The organism is Parabacteroides bouchesdurhonensis (assembly GCF_900186615.1).
GTDB classification, from domain to species: Bacteria; Bacteroidota; Bacteroidia; order Bacteroidales; family Tannerellaceae; genus Parabacteroides; species Parabacteroides bouchesdurhonensis.
Genome location: NZ_LT896588.1, coordinates 728,028 through 745,167 on the forward strand (window position 1 = coordinate 728,028; position 17,140 = coordinate 745,167).

A 17,140-nucleotide genomic window follows, 5' to 3' on the forward strand; every position below is an offset into this window, starting at 1 on the left:
TGATTATAGTGTAAACAAAAACGGATGTTAGCAACCATACATATATCGTTTATTGTAGGTACAGTGTTCATTATATTATACTGTCTCACGATTTTGGGATTAGTTGTCGTTATCATTACAGAGAACAGAAACCCATTGAAGACCATCCCCTGGGTAATCGTTCTGTTGCTGGCACCCGGCATCGGATTACTATTCTACTTTTTCTTTGGACAAGACAACCGTAAACAACGTATCATTTCACGCAGAACTTATAAACGTATCATGAAACGTCCTCAAGAAGGTAAATTACCTCAAGACGCGTGCGTTGTTCCTGAAACTTATAAACCTTTGTCAACCTTACTTAGTAACAGCAACCAGGCCTCTCTGCTATATGGAAGTGATATTACAATTTATACCAATGGAAAAGATAAACTACGAGAGTTATTAGCGGAAATAGGCAATGCCAAGCACCACATCCATTTGCAATATTACATCTTCTGCGATGATGAAACAGGCAACAAAGTAAAAGATGCCCTAATTGCCAAAGCACAAGAGGGTATCGAAGTACGTGTTTTATATGATGATGTGGGCTGTTGGAATGTAAAAAAGTCATTCTTTAAAGATATGCAAGCAGCAGGAATTGAAGTATATCCTTTCCTGAAAGTTGCGTTCCCTATACTAACCAGTAAAGTAAATTACCGTAATCACCGTAAGATTGTAGTAATAGACGGCAAGGTCGGTTTCATGGGAGGAATGAATATAGCGGACCGATATGACAAAGGTATTTCTTGGGGAACTTGGCGGGATACACATTTTAAGTTTACAGGAAAGGGCGTACACGGTCTCCAGGCCGCATTCTTAATAGATTGGTATGTAGTAAGTAAAAAACTACTGAATGACAAAATATATTATCCTCCGACAGAAACATTTGGAGATAACATAATGCAAATAGTAACCAGCGGTCCGGTAGGGCAATGGCGTATATTATTGCAGGCCACAATCTTTCTTATTGCAAATGCAAAGAAATATGTTTTTATACAAACTCCTTATTTCTTGCCAACGGAAGGACTAAACCAAGCATTGCAGACTGCCGCTTTGGGAGGGGTGGATATACGGCTTATGCTTCCAAAACGTTCAGACACCCGTACAGCAAACATGGCAAGCCATTCATTTATTGACGAAATGGTAAAAACCGGAGTGAAAGTATATTTTTATAAACCGGGATTTCTGCATTCCAAAATGGTAATCAGCGATGATGCCATCGCTTGTATAGGTTCTGCTAATATGGATTTCCGTAGTTTTGAACACAATTTTGAGATCAATGCCTTCGTCTATCAAAAAGAATTTACTTTACAAATGAAACGAATATTCCTTCACGACATGAAGCATTGCGAACGCCTTGTACCTTCCCGCTGGTTAAAGCGTCCTTTGAAGCAGCGAATGACGGAATCGTTTATGCGTTTGTTTTCTCCTCTTCTATAGTTAAACCGTTTTTCTCCTTTATAAATATGGAAAAGTTTACCGAACCGTAAACTCGTTGCTGATAGAAATAAGGAAGAGCGGAAAAATCATTTGTCTTCGGATGTTCCATAACAAAGATTCCGCCTTCACGCAACAAATCCCGTTCAAAGACAAGAGAAGGAATTTCCGGTAATTCTTTCAAAGCGTATGGAGGGTCGGCAAAGATAAAATCAAAACTTTGTGCCGGAGCAGAATGAAGGTATCGGAACACATCTCCACGAATCAGAGTCAAATCATCCGTTTTCAACTCTTTTGCAACTTTCGCTATGAAAGACGCATGTGCATTGTTCTTTTCTACAGCCGTAACGCTATGACATTCACGCGAAAGAAGTTCAAACGAAATATTACCCGTACCGGCAAATAAATCTAAGGCATCCAATCCTTCAAAATCGATCAGGTTGGATAATACATTAAATAAGTTCTCTTTGGCAAAATCAGTTGTCGGACGCGCACTAAAAGAAGAAGGCACATCGAAACGTCTGCGGCCGTATTTTCCACTTATAATTCGCATATTAATAAAGAGATTAAATCCATAGGAACCTGCCCAATATCTCCTCCTAACAGATAAGCTTCAGAAGGTATTTCCATTACAGAAACATGTTTCAGATATGTTTTCAATACTTCCATAATTCTATTACGCAAAACCGGATTACCTGCAATATAAAGCATATCTGCCACTTGATCCATATCCGTCCCACGCCATGCACTTAATATATAATACAGTATCTCATCCTCCGTATCCGTCTCAAAAGAATTGACAAACAACAAACTGCCTTGTGAATAACAAGCAATGTCCATCATTTTGTCATGAAGAAAAACGCACATCTGGCGGTAAGGATTCATCCGGCTACGTTTTTCCCACAAAGGAAGTAAAGATGTTATATGATGTGTAAAATCAGGATTCAACAATGAACGCGAACAAAATTCATACACTTCTTTGTCCAAGCCAAATACCACTTCGGCATTCTCTGTTTTCAGCGTATTATTAAGACAGGTCTTTTCCGGAGCAGAAAAGTTAAACGAAAGATACTCTCTCCTATCCTTTTCTTGAAAAAAAGCCTTCGGTACCAATGTATATTGAGAAGATACATAAATAACATGGATACGCTTATAAGCCCAACTCAAAAAATCGTTTTCAAAAAAGAAGTCCTTCAAAGAAGATACATAAGAATTACTCCGGTCGAATTCCACTTCCCGATAAAAGAAGCATCCTCCCTCCGAAGGTATATATCCGGAAAAAGAAAGTCCACCCGGACATAGCCGGATGGACAATATATATTTTTCCGAATTGTCAGTAGTCAAAGTATCAGGAATACTGATAGCCATATAACTGCCGATTATTCCCAGTTACCTGCGTTATTATTAATTTCTTCCAGTGAACCAACACGTAATCCCGGGAACTTAGACTGCTTTTCAGCCTTTTCGATCAAGTTGTAAGTTAACTGAGGATCCATATCGCGAAGATAATCGGCAAATTTAACTTGGCATTGGAACACTTTAATTTCATAACCAGAGCCTGATTTTAAAGTAGCTGTATCCATATCAAACTGGATTTTTTCACCCGGAACAGCAGGTACAAAACGCATAGCTTCCACATCATAATTTTTACCCAATAATGTATCTACAGCTGTGATCCAAACCGTATCACGTGTAAAGCCCTTCAAACCTGCACTCTCTACTTCTTTCCAGTTACCTGTTTTCTTTGCTTTTTCAATTAAAGCTACAGCTTTCTTCTCAGTCATACCTTTTTCCAACTGCTCATCAGACAAAACACCTTCTTTTACAAGGAACGGAAGCTTTTCTGTCTTCAAGAACTTTGCCAGTTCATCAAAATTGGCTGCATGTACCTTGTGGATATTCTTATACTCGATCTGAGCTTTACGGATATCCATCAGACGAGCTTTGATAGCAGTATCACGAATTTCTTTTTCTGCATCGTATTCCCTCGGTGCCTGAATACTTCTATAGCACATGTAAACTAGCAGTGCAACTGCGGCTACTAATAAAATCTTTAATGTAACTTTCATGGTTTGTATTGTTTTTTGAATTTATTTCGTTCGGCAAATTTAAAAAAGAATATTTAATACACTACCTTTATCGCGAAAATTATTATTGTCAAAATGATAAATAGTTATTTAAGTTGCCAAATTACTCAAAATTTTCCATATATTCCTACAAACGACCAAGTTTTAGCATTCCGGACACTCTCTGATTTCTTACTTTCAAGAGAGCCGGATGGTCTCCTTCTTCTTAAAGGATATGCGGGAACAGGAAAAACTTCATTGGTAGGCGCACTTGTTAAAACATTAAATGCCCTCGAGCAAAAAAGTATTCTTCTGGCTCCTACCGGAAGAGCAGCCAAAATATTCTCCGGATATGCCGATCAAAAAGCTTATACCATCCACAAAAAGATATACAGGCAAAAAGCCTTTTCCAACGAACCTACAAGCTTTCTTCCTGATACAAACTTACACAAAGATACATTATTCATAGTAGACGAAGCCTCCATGATTGCCAACGAAGGGCTGGATTCGTTCATATTTGGAACTGGCCGTTTATTAGACGATCTGATACAATATGTTTACTCCGGAGAGAACTGCCGCCTGATACTAATGGGAGATGTCGCCCAGCTCCCTCCCGTCATGCAATCCGAAAGTCCGGCCCTTAATCCTGAAATACTTCGAGGATACAATCTTCACATAGAAGAAATTACCCTCACACAGGTAGTACGGCAAAGTGAAGATTCCGGTATTTTATTTAATGCAACCCGGTTACGGGATGCTTTACGTACCAATACGGTAGAAATATTTCCCAAGCTCAAACTGCAGGGATTCTCCGATTTCAGAAAAATAAACGGAGACGAACTGATTGAAGAAATATCCGCGGCTTATAGTCGTGACGGTATAGAAGAAACCATGATCATTTCCCGTTCCAACAAACGTGCCACCATCTACAACAATGGTATACGTAACCGCATACTGTATCGCGAGGAAGAACTGTCTTCCGGCGACCGCCTGATGGTAGCCAAAAACAACTATTACTGGACATCCGGCTGCAAAGAGATGGATTTCATTGCCAATGGGGAGATAATACAAGTATTGAGAGTGCGTCGCACCACCGAACTATACGGTTTCCGTTTTGCCGATGTATTGGTTCGTTTTCAAGACTACGACCTTGAAATGGAGATTAAAATCCTGCTGGATACACTACAAACTGATACGCCGGCTCTTCCGAAAGAACTCAACGACAAACTGTTCTACACTATTTTGGAAGATTATGAAGATGTCCCCACTAAAGCCGGAAAGATGAAGAAAATGAAAGTAGACCCCCATTATAATGTCGTTCAGGTAAAATACGCTTATGCCGTAACCTGCCACAAAGCACAGGGCGGACAATGGATGAATGTGTTCCTCGACATTGGCTATATCACAGAGGAAATGCTGGGCGAAGACTTCTATCGCTGGCTCTATACGGCCTTTACGCGGGCAACCCACCGCTTGTATCTGGTAAATCTGCCGGAGGAGTTTATCGAATAACTATATACTTTTTTGCCGGAATCCACGTTACATTAACAAGAAATACCTATTTTTGCGAAAGTTAGATAATAGATTGTAATTCCGCGTGAATAGAAAAGAAAGAATGGCAAACAAAGAGAAAATAGATTATCTGCTACTGGACATCCGGGAACTCGAAAAGCAAGTTGCCGGAATGCGGGATGCCGAAGTATATCCGGTATCCTTCTTTAGCCAGACATTCGACCTGACACATAAAATACTGAATGAACTCCATACGCTTGAAACGACTCAACTGGAGCAACTCCGCAAGCAAATGGAAGAACATGCAGCCTTGATACAAAACATTCCCCAACCAATAGCAAAGCCTCAGCCTGTCGTTGAAAAGTCCGAACCGAAGTCTTTACCGACACCCGAGCCCATCATTCAGCCTGAACCCGCTCCGATGCAGGTAGTAGAACCTACCCCTACAGCTGAGCCGGAATCGGTCTCTGTTCCTGTAGCTGAACCGGAATCGGTCATAGAACATGAGGAAATACCTACAGATACAAAAGTGAGTCTTTCGTTGAACGACCAACTGGAAAAAAAAATCCTTTCGGATTTTCGCAAAGCGTTCAGCCTAAACGATCGCTTCCGCTTCCGTAGAGAATTGTTCGGAGGGAATGAAGAAAAAATGAATATGGTTATTGCCGATTTGAACGATATCCAGTCATATGAGGAGGCAATGGATTATTTAAACAATATATTAAAATGGAATCTTGAAGATCCTGCTGTTACCGACTTCATCAAGATGTTGGAAAAGCGGTATCTATAAGTAAATATATGGCAAAGCTAGTAGTAGTACCTACTCCTGTAGGAAACTTGGAAGACATGACATTTCGGGCTATCCGGATGCTGAAAGAGGCCGACCTCATTCTGGCGGAAGATACCCGTACCACCAGCGTTTTGCTAAAGCATTTCGAGATACAAAACAAGATGCAATCCCACCATAAGTTCAACGAACATAAAACAGTGGAACAAATTGCCGCCCGTATCAAAGCGGGTGAAAATATAGCGCTTGTATCCGATGCCGGCACTCCCGCTATTTCCGATCCCGGCTTTATGCTGGTAAGAGAATGCGTACGTCAAGGAGTAGAGGTAGAATGCCTTCCGGGCGCTACAGCTTTCGTTCCGGCACTGGTTGCATCGGGGTTACCAAACGAAAAGTTCTGTTTTGAAGGTTTTCTTCCCCAAAAGAAAGGAAGGCAAACCCGATTGAAAGAACTTGCCACAGAGCACCGTACTATCATCTTCTACGAATCCCCTTTCCGGCTTGTAAAAACGTTGACACAGCTAACCGAATTTTTCGGAACAGACCGGCAAGTTTCCGTATCCCGCGAAATATCGAAGATACATGAAGAAACGGTACGGGGAACATTGGAAGAGGTTGCCACACACTTTACAGTGAACGAACCGAAGGGTGAAATTGTTATTGTTTTAGCAGGCTTAAAAGATAAGAAGGACAGAGAGACAGAAAAGGATGTTTAACGAAACAAACAAAAAGACAATGAAGAAAGTATTAGTAGTATGTATCTGCACAGCTATGCTGGCCTCCTGCGGGCAGAATTCAGCCGATTACAAGAAGCTGAAAGCAGAAAACGATTCTCTCAGACTGGAAAACATCCGGAACACGGATGAACTGAACGAAATGCTCAATACATTGAATGATGTAGAAGCTGACTTTCAATCCATACGTGATGCCGAAAACTATCTGACCATCCAGCAACAAGCCGGAGGTGAGATGAACCAAAGCAAACGAGAACAGATCAGACAGAATATGGAGTTAATCACCCAGACTTTAAAAAAGAACAAGGAACAGATTAACGACTTACAGGAAAAACTAAAGAAAAGCGGAATTCAATCTGCTGCTTTAAAAAAGACGATAGACCGTCTGTCTTCCGAAATAGACCAGAAAACGACCATGATCGTTGCCCTGCAGGAAGACTTGGCTAAAAAGAACGTACGCATTCAGGAACTGGACGAAATGGTTTCCGCTTTGAATGAAGACGTAGAAGCTCTTGCTACGACAACAGCCGTACAATCCGAAAAGCTGAGTGCGCAAGATAAAGCGCTGAATACGGCTTATTATTGCTTCGGAACATCTAAGGAATTAAAAGATCAAAAGATACTTTCTGGCGGAGGTTTGTTTGCCAAATCGAAAGTATTGCAAAGCGGATTCAACAAAGATTATTTCATTTCCATTGACATCCGCGAAGTGACCGAGATTCCGTTATTTGCCGGTAAAGCAAAACTGAAATCCAATCACCCCGAAGGCTCCTATGAGTTCTTAAAAGACGAAGACGGTAATCTTACCCTTAAAATCACAGATACCAAGGCGTTCTGGAGCTTGGGAAAATATCTGGTAATTGAAGTAGGATGATCAGGTACAAGAACTTATTTATTGATCTGGACGACACCCTTTGGGATACGTACCACAACAATAAAGAATGCCTCGAAGAGATATATACCGCCCACAATTTTGGCCGGTATTATGCCTCCTTCGAGGCTTTCTTCAATATCTACATGCCCCATAACATGGACTTATGGGCCAAATACCGCAGTGGAGAAGTAGACCGCCAGACACTAATCATCGAACGTTTTCGCTATATGACACGCCCTATGGGAATAGAAGACGTAAAGTCGGTCATGGCAATCAACAACGACTTCCTGCAAAGAACAACCAAGAAAACCCGTCTTGTTCCGGGAGCTATCGAACTCCTTAAATATCTATACCCTTCTTACCGTCTGTTTATCCTGTCCAACGGATTCAGGGAAGTACAATTCAAGAAACTAAGCAACTCCGGACTGGCACCCTATTTTGAACGGATGATATTGTCCGAAGATGCCAACATCCAGAAACCCCATAAAGGAATATTCGACTTTGCTTTACGCAACACGAATTCACGCCGTAATGAAAGCCTGATGATCGGCGACAGCTGGGATGCCGACATTGTGGGAGCTTATAACTCTAAAATAGACCAGCTCTGGCTAAATCCGGAAGGACTTCCGGCAGAAGGCTTCACTCCTACTTACACCGTCCGCTCACTGGAAGAGATAAAAAACATTCTCTGACCGAAGTCGGGAACGCGTACCACTCAATACAAAACTTACGAAAAATAAACTTTACCGGTTTGCTCCGATAAAAATAAAAGCCCCGGCAGCATAAATACTACCGGAGCTTTTGTTAAGATGCTGCTTTCCATCCTCACGGAAGTACAGGCAGACAGATTTTTAATTTTATTACTTTAGTATTAATATTCGCTTTACCTTTTCACCCGTCACGGGTTAATTAGCTTTATTACAGGGTGGAGCATCAGCCACCACCCTGCATTGCTCCGTAAAGCCAGAATTATTTTATTAATTTTTCTGTTCTCTTACTTAACTACCACCTTAACAGCGTCTTCGCCGTCTACCTTAACAATAACTACTCCCATAGAAGCAGGAATTGTTTCAGCATCAGAAGTAGCGATCACTTTCGTGTTATGACCTACAACGTCTGATACAATGATAGTCTTACCTGCTGCACCGTATACGGTTACATTACCTTCGCCAGCTACTACACTGATAGTATTAGCTTCGATTGTTTCATTGCCGGTAGGAGTTTCAGATGCAGTTAAAGTTACAGCCAAACCATCAAATGGATTTGTAGTAGTAAATGACAACACACCATTCTTCTGAGCCAAATAGTTGCGAGTCTTATTGTTCTGAACTTTATAAACACCCTTTTCTGTTGTAGAAGCGAATGCCCATGCAGCACGGCTGTCTGTTACCTTAACATCCTTTTCAACACGAATACCTTTACTGTTGAAAATATCCATCTTATCTTTGTTATCACCTGTTTGTGCAGCTAATACAAATGTCGGAACGCTTGATCCATTTTCAGCATACAAGTAGTTACCAATACCTTTTTCTACATTTTCTGCAGCAACATTTTGAGTTGTCCAGATATAGAACAATGGTTTTTCAGGGTTTTCCAGACAAGCTGTGTCAACAAACAACTTGAAGTTATCAGAGAATGCATCAGCTTTCAATTCACTTTCTGCTTTCAATACTGCATTGTTCTTAGCATCAATAGAGATAGCCAATGTTGGGTTTTCATTAGAAGCAATGATATAGTGAGCAGGTTTGCTATTTGTTACATTAACAAATGCTGCTTCTTCAGGCAACTCTAATGTGAAATATCCAGAACCGGCAGTATTTAATGTAGTTGACATTAAATAAGCGCTTGTACCCTGAACATTCAATTTGTAACTAGCCAAAGAGTCTGCACGATAACGAACAAATGCCTTATCTGTACCATATACAGGCACTGCAGGTTCTGCATTTGAACGATTATAGCTAGCAGCCATAATTGTATCAGCTACATATAATTCATAACCATTAGCTTCTTCAATTGCACGGAATAAGAACGGTACCGCAACAGAGTCTCTATATTGAGCTAAGTTCCCTATGAAGTTACTAGCCTCCAGCTCATCAGCACCAATAGATTTCAAGACAAAGTTATCGCCATCTAAAACAACAAACTGAGTTTCATCTGCAGCATTTACCAAACGATAAGCATTACGCTTCATCTTACCATCATCAACCTTACCCTTAACGGCAGCAGTAACACCATAAGCTTCACCATTAGCACTCTTTAATTTAAACTGCAATGCTTTATCCGCAGCATCCTTTTCAACATTCAATTTGCCATCTTCTGCAACAACAACATACAAGTTATCACCTGCATAAGGTGCATTAAATTTCAATTTTGCAGCAAAGTTATCAGATTCATCTCCTGTTAGATGTTTGTAACCAACATAAGGATCAGCCATATCAACATCCAATTTCTTAATCTCATACTTCTTACCATTAACAATATATTGGTCTGCAGTAGCAGTTGTATTAACATACGTTGCTGTAACAAACGGATTCTGTCCATTCTCACGATTCAGAATTGTGTAACGGCCATTAACACCGTCAATATAGAATTGTCCGGCAAGTACAAGTTCATTTGAAGCAGTAGCATTGCTAGTAAACCAATTTCTAGTAGCACCTGCTTCGTCTGTATTAAATGTATTAGCTATAAGATATTTACCCTTAGCGGCAACTGGGTTATCTTCCAATGCTTTAATAGAGTAAACACCCTTTTCCAATTTAGCCAAAGAACCGGTGCTAAAGCCTACAGTAGCTAACGAAGCAGTATTTGCAGTAGACAAAGTTGTAGAATCGATTATAGTAAACAAACCAGGATTCTTAACATCACTTAGACGGTCGATAGCAAAGAAGCCGATAGAATCTTGCTTAGCAGCAGTTTCTGTACGAGCCTGTGTCAATGTTCCTGCATAGTTCTTCACGTCATCATACAATTGAGGGATAGAGTCTACTTTTACAACCAGACCTTCACCATTTACAGCTGCATGATTTTTGTAAATATAGAAACGATAATGAGCAGCAGCACGTCCTTGAGCCACACTGTCTTTATCTAAAGACAGGTAAGTATCTGTACCTGGCTTAGGACCGGCAGCCAATGTCCATGTTTCTGGTTTATCAGCGTTTTGACCCGGATTCCAGTTACAAACAATTGTATCTGTAGTAATAACCAAACCACGTCCAGTCTCAGTATTCTTAACAGAAGCACCGGCACTAAACACAGTATCCACTACTAAAAATATATGCTTGTTAGGCATATAATTACCCTTTGAATCCTTAATTGGACCAGTCTTTGACTTACCTTTAGCTTGCAAATAAACACCACCTACTAATGTTCCGCCTACTTTTGCATCATAAGCTATGTATGAATTTGCATTCAAATCGTCAGCACTGTTATTTGTAACTTCATCGTTTACGCGAAGATCAAAGCTGTTGCTATTGATTTTATTCAAATCCTGAGCATTCAATAAGGTTTGTTCCGGAGCTATAGCAACAGCGCCACTATAACTTTTGCCAGCCTCTACCTTCACAAACTTCACATTTTCAGTTTTATCTGCAGCAACAGCTGGCATAACGAAAGCATATCTTACTTGGTTACCATCATAGGCACACAATAAAGAGTCGCTGGATGAAGGATTCCATGCAAAACGAGAGAAAGCTCCTTCTGTTTCAGGATCTACCAAATAAGCTTTGTCAGCTTTGCTATCATATTGAACAGCCAGCTTCAATTCCGGATTCAACTTATTTGCAAACTGATATCCTTTGATACCATCTACAACAGTTACAGTAGGCAACCATAATGCAGAATCGATAGACATTGGATGTACTTCAGGGTCAGCTTCAATTGCCACCGCAATTTTACGAGTGATAAGGTAAGTTCCTTTATCGTCTTTTGCAAAAGCCAAAACGTAATTTACGTCTTTACCATCTTCGGTAACAGTTCCACCAATATGGATATAGCTGTCACCATTAACTTCTGCCATTTTCTCAGCAGGCTTCGTGTCAAATCTAGGCAATGTAGTTGTTTGTGCAAACACAGAACCTGAACTCAACAAAATAGCAGCTGCTACAATCGTAGAGAATCTTTTGTTCATAATCTAATTAATTTAATATTAATAATAATGTCTATTAAAAGTCCTATTTACCAAGGCCTTGAGCCTTCCACCATACATAAAAAATGACTAATGAAAACGTTGGTCTAGAATCGTCATTTTTTTGCCTGTTTTTGGAGCGTTCGTAATACGAAGCCTTTGTTTTGTAACTGATAGGCTATATTATTGATAAGAAAGCACATAGAGTGGTGAAAAATTATTCAAAAAGGGTTGCAGGAATAAAAGAAAGATATACCTTTGCATTGACGAATCTAGACGAACGTTTTCATTAGTCACTTAAATGCCTCTTAAACACATAGTTTTGGAAGGTAGTATAACTTTTCTGTTTTCCTAATAAATAAATGTACGCGCGTACATTATTATATATAAATAAAACTCTCCTCTAAAATTTCTTTATTTTATCCTTTTATCTTATTTGCGTAACCGGAAAGTGATTTATAAATCATCGGGAACTCTTCTTAAAATCATCCCGATCTTTTTCCAAAATCATCCCGATGATTTCAAAAAAGGCCTCGATGATCCTATGTATATTAACAGTCCGGAGAAGGGCTTTCAAAAGAGCTATCTTTTGAACACAGAAGTCCCGTCTTAACACTTCAAAGGTCTGCTCTTTTGAAATGTTAAGACGGGACTTTTAAGTGCAAAAGTCAGCTCTTTTAAAACGAAAATAGAAATCCTTCCCCTAATTAACAGATATTAAGGAAAACCGCCTGAATAATCAGACGGCTTCCTGCCTCCTTTAACAACTCTATTAACAAGTTGGCACAAGTATCGAAGTAATACTTATTATTTTAAAATACGAATATAGCGCTGCAATGCTTCCTTCTCCGCCTCAGCGACCAACATGTAAAAAACATTCGGTTCATGTTCCGTATGAGACTTCTCCAAAGCCTTGTAATACTGCAATTTCTTCTCGTTATCACTTTTCAGAATAACGATAATATAACCATGCCGCAAGAGGTAAAGATTCATTAAGAGGCGACAGGTCCTGCCATTGCCATCAATAAACGGATGAATCCGGACAAGTTCGTCATGTAGATAAGCCGCTATTATGACCGGATGAATACCATCTCTCTCCATTTGATGAAACTTCAAAATAAAATCCTCCATTTGTTTTTCCAGAAGATATGGCTGAGGCGGCATGTGAGTACTACCTGTTATCATAACCGGCACGGTCCGATAGCGGCCGGCATTCTCCCGGTTGATGCCGTGCAACACAATAGCGTGTATTTCTTTAATTGTCGGTTCGCTAATTTCTATATTCCGCCGGGCAATATCTTTGATAAAATCAATAGCCTGTGCATGGTTTATTGCTTCCAGGTGTTCCTGCATGGATTTGCCGGATATAGTTATTCCTTCATTCACAACAAGGGCTGTTTCCTGCAATGTAAGCGTATTTCCTTCTATCCGGTTACTCTCATAGGTATACTCCATTTCCAATGCGTCCTCAATCTTTTTCAGGGCATCCTGTGGCAATGGCCGCAAGGTAGACAGTTCTGCCTTAAGTGCATCCACTTCTTGTAATAAGGTACTTAAATCTTCGTTCATGGCGGAATATTTATTTTGTACAAATATACGGCTTGCCTGTAATTGTATAATTATAGCTACACTAAATAAGGTTAACAGAACAATGAAGGCAGCCGGATATCTGTTCAAACCGGGCAACTATTTTACGATTGCTTTACTACGGATAAATAAAAAGAAAAAGGTTAGACATTAAGCCTAACCTTTTCCTCTTTAATCAGTCGGGATGACTGGATTCGAACCAGCGACCACACGCCCCCCAGACGCGTACTCTAACCGGGCTGAGCTACATCCCGTTTGTGTTTTACGGGTGCAAAAATAGAGTATTATACGGGATTTTACAAGTTTTCCCTTCCATTTTTACAGAAATTTGTCCCGTTCCGGACAAGACAAGTAATAACCTGTTGACTAACAGAATGTATATATAAAGCCTATATATGTACAGAATAAGCATTCTTTGGTCTAAATACAATTTTCCGCCAGATGTATATATGATACTATTAATAAATTATTACTTTTGTAACAAACCTTAGGATTAGTTCCTATAGAGAAAGCGCCTGAACTTTTTTTATAGATACTGTTCCTAAGGTTTTTTGCATTATAAATATAATCTAATTAAATGGAAAAAATGAATGTAAAACCGGCAACCGGTAAACTGGGGGTTCTTTGTGTAGGATTAGGCGCTGTTACATCAACGTTTATGACAGGAGTGTTGATGGCTCGCAAGGGTTTGGCTAAGCCTGTCGGCTCTATGACGCAATATGATAAAATGCGCGTAGGAAAAGGAGCAAACAAAAAGTATTTGCATTACGGTGAAATCGTTCCTTTGGCAAACCTGAACGATATTGTATTCGGAGCATGGGATGTTTATCCTGATAATGCTTATGAATCGGCAATCAATGCCGAAGTGCTGAAAGAGAGGGATATTAATCCCGTAAAGGATGAGTTGGAGAGAATCGTTCCTATGAAAGCCGCTTTCGATCATAACTACGCAAGCCGCCTGGATGGAAATAACATAAAGGAATGTAATAGCCGCTGGGATATGATGGAGCAAATCCGCAAAGATATCCGTAACTTTAAAGAGGCCAACAACTGCGAACGCATTGTTGTTCTTTGGGCTGCATCCACCGAGATTTATGTTCCGGTAGACAATGAAATTCACGGGTCATTGGCTAGTTTGGAAAAAGCGATGAAGGCTGATGACAAAACACATATTGCCCCTTCTATGTGTTACGCGTACGCTGCGTTGATGGAAGGCGCTCCTTTTATTATGGGTGCACCCAATACAACAGTAGACATCCCTGCCATGTGGGAGTTGGCAGAAAAGACAAAAATGCCTATCGCCGGCAAAGATTTTAAAACAGGCCAGACATTGGTTAAATCCGGCTTTGCTCCGGTTATAGGCACTCGTTGCCTCGGTTTGAACGGATGGTTTTCCACCAATATACTTGGCAATCGTGACGGGCTAGTACTGGATGAGCCGGCCAATTTCCATACAAAAGAAGTAAGCAAGTTGTCTACTTTGGAATCTATTTTAGTATCGGAAGAGCAACCGGATTTATATTCCGACTATTATCACAAAGTCCGTATCAACTATTATCCGCCTCGCAACGATAATAAAGAAGGTTGGGACAACATTGATATTTTCGGATGGATGGGTTATCCAATGCAGATTAAGATAAACTTTCTTTGCCGCGACTCTATTCTTGCCGCACCTTTATGTTTGGACCTTGTATTGCTGAGTGACCTTGCCGCGCGTGCAGGCCGTTACGGTATTCAGCGATTCCTTAGTTTCTTTTTGAAAAGTCCGATGCATGATTACCTTGAGAATGAGATTCCCGTCAATCATCTATTCCAGCAATATGCAATATTAAAGAACGCGATCCGAGAAATGGGCGGTTATGAGGCCGACCAGGAAATAGACTGATTCAGGGATAAGAGAAAATCACTAATTATATTCTAAAAATAAATTATTATGACAAAATCCTATCTTTCTTCTTTTATGAAAATCTTATGTGTTTCATTAATGAGCATTTTTTGTTTTTCGTATGCTGCCAATGCCTCAAAAAATGTTATCGTTATCTGTGCACATCCTGATGATTGTGAAATAACCGCCGGAGGCTTGGCTCTATTAATGACTGATGCCGGATGTAAAGTAAAATTCGTTTCCGTAACAAATGGCAATAAAGGACATCAAACGCTCTCGGAAGAAGAGCTGGCAAAAAGACGTTACAACGAAACCGTATGTGTAAAGAACCTGGCAAATATAGAATATGAAGTTCTGAATATTCCCGATGGAGAGTTAGTTCCATCTCTAGAGAACAGGTTGGAGATTATTCGGTTAATCCGTGAATGGAAAGCTGATCTGGTAATTACACACAGGCCTTCCGATTATCATCCCGACCATCGGAATGTGTCTATCCTTGTTCAGGATGCCGCTTTTATGGTTACCGTCCCGAAAGTATTGCCATCAGTTCCGGCCCTTTCCTATAATCCGGTATTTCTATATACCCGCGACCGCTTTACATCTCCCCGTCCATTCCGACCGGACATAGTTGTAGACGTAACTCCGGTTATGCGCAAAAAGGCGGAAATGATACATTGCCATGCTTCACAAGTGTATGAATGGCTTCCGTGGCTCAATCATACTGAAAATACCATTCCAACCGATGAAGAAGAAAGGATTAATCTCCAGGTAAAGAACTACGTTATAAAACGCGGATTTATAACCAAACAGGATAAGAAAATACTGAATAAGTTTTATGGTAAAAAACGCGCACAGAAGGTTCAGGCTGTTGAAGCATTTGAATTTTCGGAATACGGAAAGCAATTAACTGAAGATGAAATAAAAGAATGGTTTCCAATTTTTGATTAAATAAAATACGAAGTTAATAAAAAGCAAAGACAGAAAATACGGATATATTCCGGGCTTTCTGTCTTTGTTATATTAAAAACATAAAAGCAAATTCCGCTTTATACGCCAAAACTCTCACGGTAAAAATCCAAAGATTCCAATATCTTTTCCTTACTTACGTCTTGGTTAATACGGACATCTCCAATATTGGCAAGCAAAGTAAAATTGATTACTCCGCCTTCATTTTTCTTGTCGTGCGTCATCAGCTCATAAAGAGTTTCATAATCTTTGCAATCGAACACAAATGCCGGATAATACTCCTTTATATAATATACGACTTGACTAAGCTTATCCATCGGGAAACTGCATATTTTATGTGACAGATAAAGCTCGCTGATAATTCCGGCAGCCACAGCATGACCGTGCAACAACGGAGTCTTTTTCTTGAAGGATAAACTTTCATAAGCATGGCCAACCGTATGCCCAAAGTTCAATGCCTTACGGATTCCTTTTTCCTTTGGATCTTCGGTTACAATCTGCTCCTTAACAGCAACCGACTGAGCTACCATACGGTTCAGAAAAGCATAATCTATCTTCTGATCCAAATCGAACAACATAACCGAAGCATACGTATCCATCGAACTAATCAAGCCATGTTTTATCATTTCCGCATAACCGGACAACAGGTTATCTCTATCCAATGTCCGCAGAAATTCACAATCAACAAACACGCATAAAGGAGGATAAAAAGAGCCTATCTCATTCTTCAATCCGTTGAAATTGATTCCGGTTTTTCCTCCTACGGCAGCATCTACCGAAGCCATTAAGGTGGTTGGGATGTTGATAGTGCGTATGCCACGCTTAAAAGTAGCACCTGCAAAACCACCCATATCAGTAATCATTCCTCCTCCCAGATTGATCAATAATGAATTGCGGGACGCACCCTCATTAGACAGACGAGTCCAGATATATGACATTTGCTCCAGGCTTTTATGCATATCTCCGGCTTGGACAGTAATAACAGGAGCGTTTTGAACGGCCGGAACATCTTGTATTAAAGGGAAGCACTTGTCTTGTGTATTCGTATCCGTAAGGATAAACAATTTATCATATTTAAGAGCCGAAAGAAAGGTTTGTAACTCGGCTTTCAGATATTTGCAAATTACGACTTTTTGGTCTGACATACT

General features: G+C 40.1%; 14 protein-coding genes and 1 tRNA gene. 8 read left to right on the top strand and 7 right to left on the bottom strand.

Going from position 1 to position 17,140, the window contains the following annotated elements; genetic code table 11:
* The first annotated feature begins 24 nt into the window (after nt 1-24).
* On the top strand, nt 25-1,461 hold the full coding sequence (gene cls / locus C1721_RS03235) for a cardiolipin synthase (RefSeq protein ID WP_102407123.1): 1,437 nt from the start codon (nt 25-27) through the stop codon (nt 1,459-1,461).
* Here the strand turns inward: cls and rsmD are convergent.
* From rsmD to C1721_RS03250, 3 genes are read right to left on the bottom strand one after another with little or no spacing between them, the layout of a single operon-like run.
* Nucleotides 1,433-2,011 carry a 16S rRNA (guanine(966)-N(2))-methyltransferase RsmD gene (rsmD, locus tag C1721_RS03240; RefSeq protein WP_102407125.1) on the bottom strand — a complete coding sequence of 193 codons (579 nt, stop codon included), beginning with the start codon at nt 2,009-2,011 and terminating at the stop codon, nt 1,433-1,435. The two genes, cls and rsmD, sit on opposite strands and share 29 nt — an antisense overlap.
* Nucleotides 1,999-2,826 carry a DUF3822 family protein gene (locus C1721_RS03245; protein ID WP_102407127.1) on the bottom strand — a complete coding sequence of 276 codons (828 nt, stop codon included), beginning with the start codon at nt 2,824-2,826 and terminating at the stop codon, nt 1,999-2,001. The genes rsmD and C1721_RS03245 overlap by 13 nt, the downstream gene beginning before the upstream one ends.
* Nucleotides 2,827-2,837: 11 nt before the next feature.
* Nucleotides 2,838-3,527: a hypothetical protein gene (locus tag C1721_RS03250; protein ID WP_102407128.1), complete on the bottom strand. Its 690-nt coding sequence runs from the start codon at nt 3,525-3,527 to the stop codon at nt 2,838-2,840.
* A 93-nt stretch (nt 3,528-3,620) separates the two neighbouring features.
* Between C1721_RS03250 and C1721_RS03255 the strand changes: the two genes are divergently transcribed.
* The 5 genes from C1721_RS03255 to C1721_RS03275 all read left to right on the top strand — a co-directional run bounded on the left by C1721_RS03255 (nt 3,621) and on the right by C1721_RS03275 (nt 8,123).
* Entirely contained in the window at nt 3,621-5,036 is a 1,416-nt protein-coding gene (locus tag C1721_RS03255; protein WP_102407129.1) for an ATP-dependent DNA helicase, read from the top strand.
* A gap of 103 nt (nt 5,037-5,139) precedes the next feature.
* Nucleotides 5,140-5,826: a hypothetical protein gene (locus tag C1721_RS03260; RefSeq protein WP_102407130.1), complete on the top strand. Its 687-nt coding sequence runs from the start codon at nt 5,140-5,142 to the stop codon at nt 5,824-5,826.
* An 8-nt stretch (nt 5,827-5,834) separates the two neighbouring features.
* On the top strand, nt 5,835-6,539 hold the full coding sequence (gene rsmI, locus C1721_RS03265; RefSeq protein WP_102407131.1) for a 16S rRNA (cytidine(1402)-2'-O)-methyltransferase: 705 nt from the start codon (nt 5,835-5,837) through the stop codon (nt 6,537-6,539).
* Between the two features lie 19 nt (nt 6,540-6,558).
* Nucleotides 6,559-7,431, top strand: a complete 873-nt coding sequence (locus tag C1721_RS03270; RefSeq protein ID WP_102409212.1) for a Cbp1 family collagen-binding glycoprotein adhesin — start codon at nt 6,559-6,561, stop codon at nt 7,429-7,431.
* Nucleotides 7,431-8,123 (top strand): YjjG family noncanonical pyrimidine nucleotidase, encoded by a 693-nt coding sequence (locus C1721_RS03275; RefSeq protein WP_187117335.1) that lies wholly within the window; start codon nt 7,431-7,433, stop codon nt 8,121-8,123. Before C1721_RS03270 ends, C1721_RS03275 begins: the two co-directional genes overlap by 1 nt.
* Nucleotides 8,124-8,425: 302 nt before the next feature.
* On the opposite strand, the gene C1721_RS03280 is transcribed toward C1721_RS03275, so the two are convergent.
* The 3 genes from C1721_RS03280 to C1721_RS03290 form a co-directional block, all read right to left on the bottom strand.
* On the bottom strand, nt 8,426-11,557 hold the full coding sequence (locus C1721_RS03280; RefSeq protein WP_102407134.1) for a DUF6383 domain-containing protein: 3,132 nt from the start codon (nt 11,555-11,557) through the stop codon (nt 8,426-8,428).
* 804 nt (nt 11,558-12,361) lie between these two features.
* The gene (locus tag C1721_RS03285) at nt 12,362-13,123 is read right to left on the bottom strand and encodes a Fic family protein (protein WP_102409213.1); all 762 of its coding nucleotides are present in this window, start codon (nt 13,121-13,123) and stop codon (nt 12,362-12,364) included.
* A gap of 197 nt (nt 13,124-13,320) precedes the next feature.
* Nucleotides 13,321-13,395 (bottom strand) — tRNA-Pro (locus C1721_RS03290).
* Nucleotides 13,396-13,718: 323 nt separating this feature from the next.
* On the opposite strand from C1721_RS03290, the gene C1721_RS03295 reads away from it, so the two are divergent.
* A complete protein-coding gene (locus C1721_RS03295) occupies nt 13,719-15,026 on the top strand; it encodes an inositol-3-phosphate synthase (RefSeq protein WP_102407135.1) in 1,308 nt (435 codons plus the stop codon).
* A 48-nt stretch (nt 15,027-15,074) separates the two neighbouring features.
* A complete protein-coding gene (locus tag C1721_RS03300; RefSeq protein ID WP_199830395.1) occupies nt 15,075-15,974 on the top strand; it encodes a PIG-L deacetylase family protein in 900 nt (299 codons plus the stop codon).
* 98 nt (nt 15,975-16,072) lie between these two features.
* On the opposite strand, the gene aroB is transcribed toward C1721_RS03300, so the two are convergent.
* Nucleotides 16,073-17,137, bottom strand: coding sequence for a 3-dehydroquinate synthase (gene aroB / locus C1721_RS03305; RefSeq protein ID WP_102407136.1), 1,065 nt, complete (start codon nt 17,135-17,137; stop codon nt 16,073-16,075).
* Nucleotides 17,138-17,140 lie beyond the last annotated feature (3 nt).

Bases quoted from the DNA above. Each gene is read 5' to 3' on its own strand.
- cls (WP_102407123.1), top strand. From the start codon at position 25: ATGTTAGCAACCATACATATATCGTTTATTGTAGGTACAGTGTTCATT.
- rsmD (WP_102407125.1), bottom strand. From the start codon at position 2,011: ATGCGAATTATAAGTGGAAAATACGGCCGCAGACGTTTCGATGTGCCT.
- C1721_RS03245 (WP_102407127.1), bottom strand. From the start codon at position 2,826: ATGGCTATCAGTATTCCTGATACTTTGACTACTGACAATTCGGAAAAA.
- C1721_RS03250 (WP_102407128.1), bottom strand. From the start codon at position 3,527: ATGAAAGTTACATTAAAGATTTTATTAGTAGCCGCAGTTGCACTGCTA.
- C1721_RS03255 (WP_102407129.1), top strand. From the start codon at position 3,621: ATGATAAATAGTTATTTAAGTTGCCAAATTACTCAAAATTTTCCATAT.
- C1721_RS03260 (WP_102407130.1), top strand. From the start codon at position 5,140: ATGGCAAACAAAGAGAAAATAGATTATCTGCTACTGGACATCCGGGAA.
- rsmI (WP_102407131.1), top strand. From the start codon at position 5,835: ATGGCAAAGCTAGTAGTAGTACCTACTCCTGTAGGAAACTTGGAAGAC.
- C1721_RS03270 (WP_102409212.1), top strand. From the start codon at position 6,559: ATGAAGAAAGTATTAGTAGTATGTATCTGCACAGCTATGCTGGCCTCC.
- C1721_RS03280 (WP_102407134.1), bottom strand. From the start codon at position 11,557: ATGAACAAAAGATTCTCTACGATTGTAGCAGCTGCTATTTTGTTGAGT.
- C1721_RS03285 (WP_102409213.1), bottom strand. From the start codon at position 13,123: ATGAACGAAGATTTAAGTACCTTATTACAAGAAGTGGATGCACTTAAG.
- C1721_RS03295 (WP_102407135.1), top strand. From the start codon at position 13,719: ATGGAAAAAATGAATGTAAAACCGGCAACCGGTAAACTGGGGGTTCTT.
- C1721_RS03300 (WP_199830395.1), top strand. From the start codon at position 15,075: ATGACAAAATCCTATCTTTCTTCTTTTATGAAAATCTTATGTGTTTCA.
- aroB (WP_102407136.1), bottom strand. From the start codon at position 17,137: ATGTCAGACCAAAAAGTCGTAATTTGCAAATATCTGAAAGCCGAGTTA.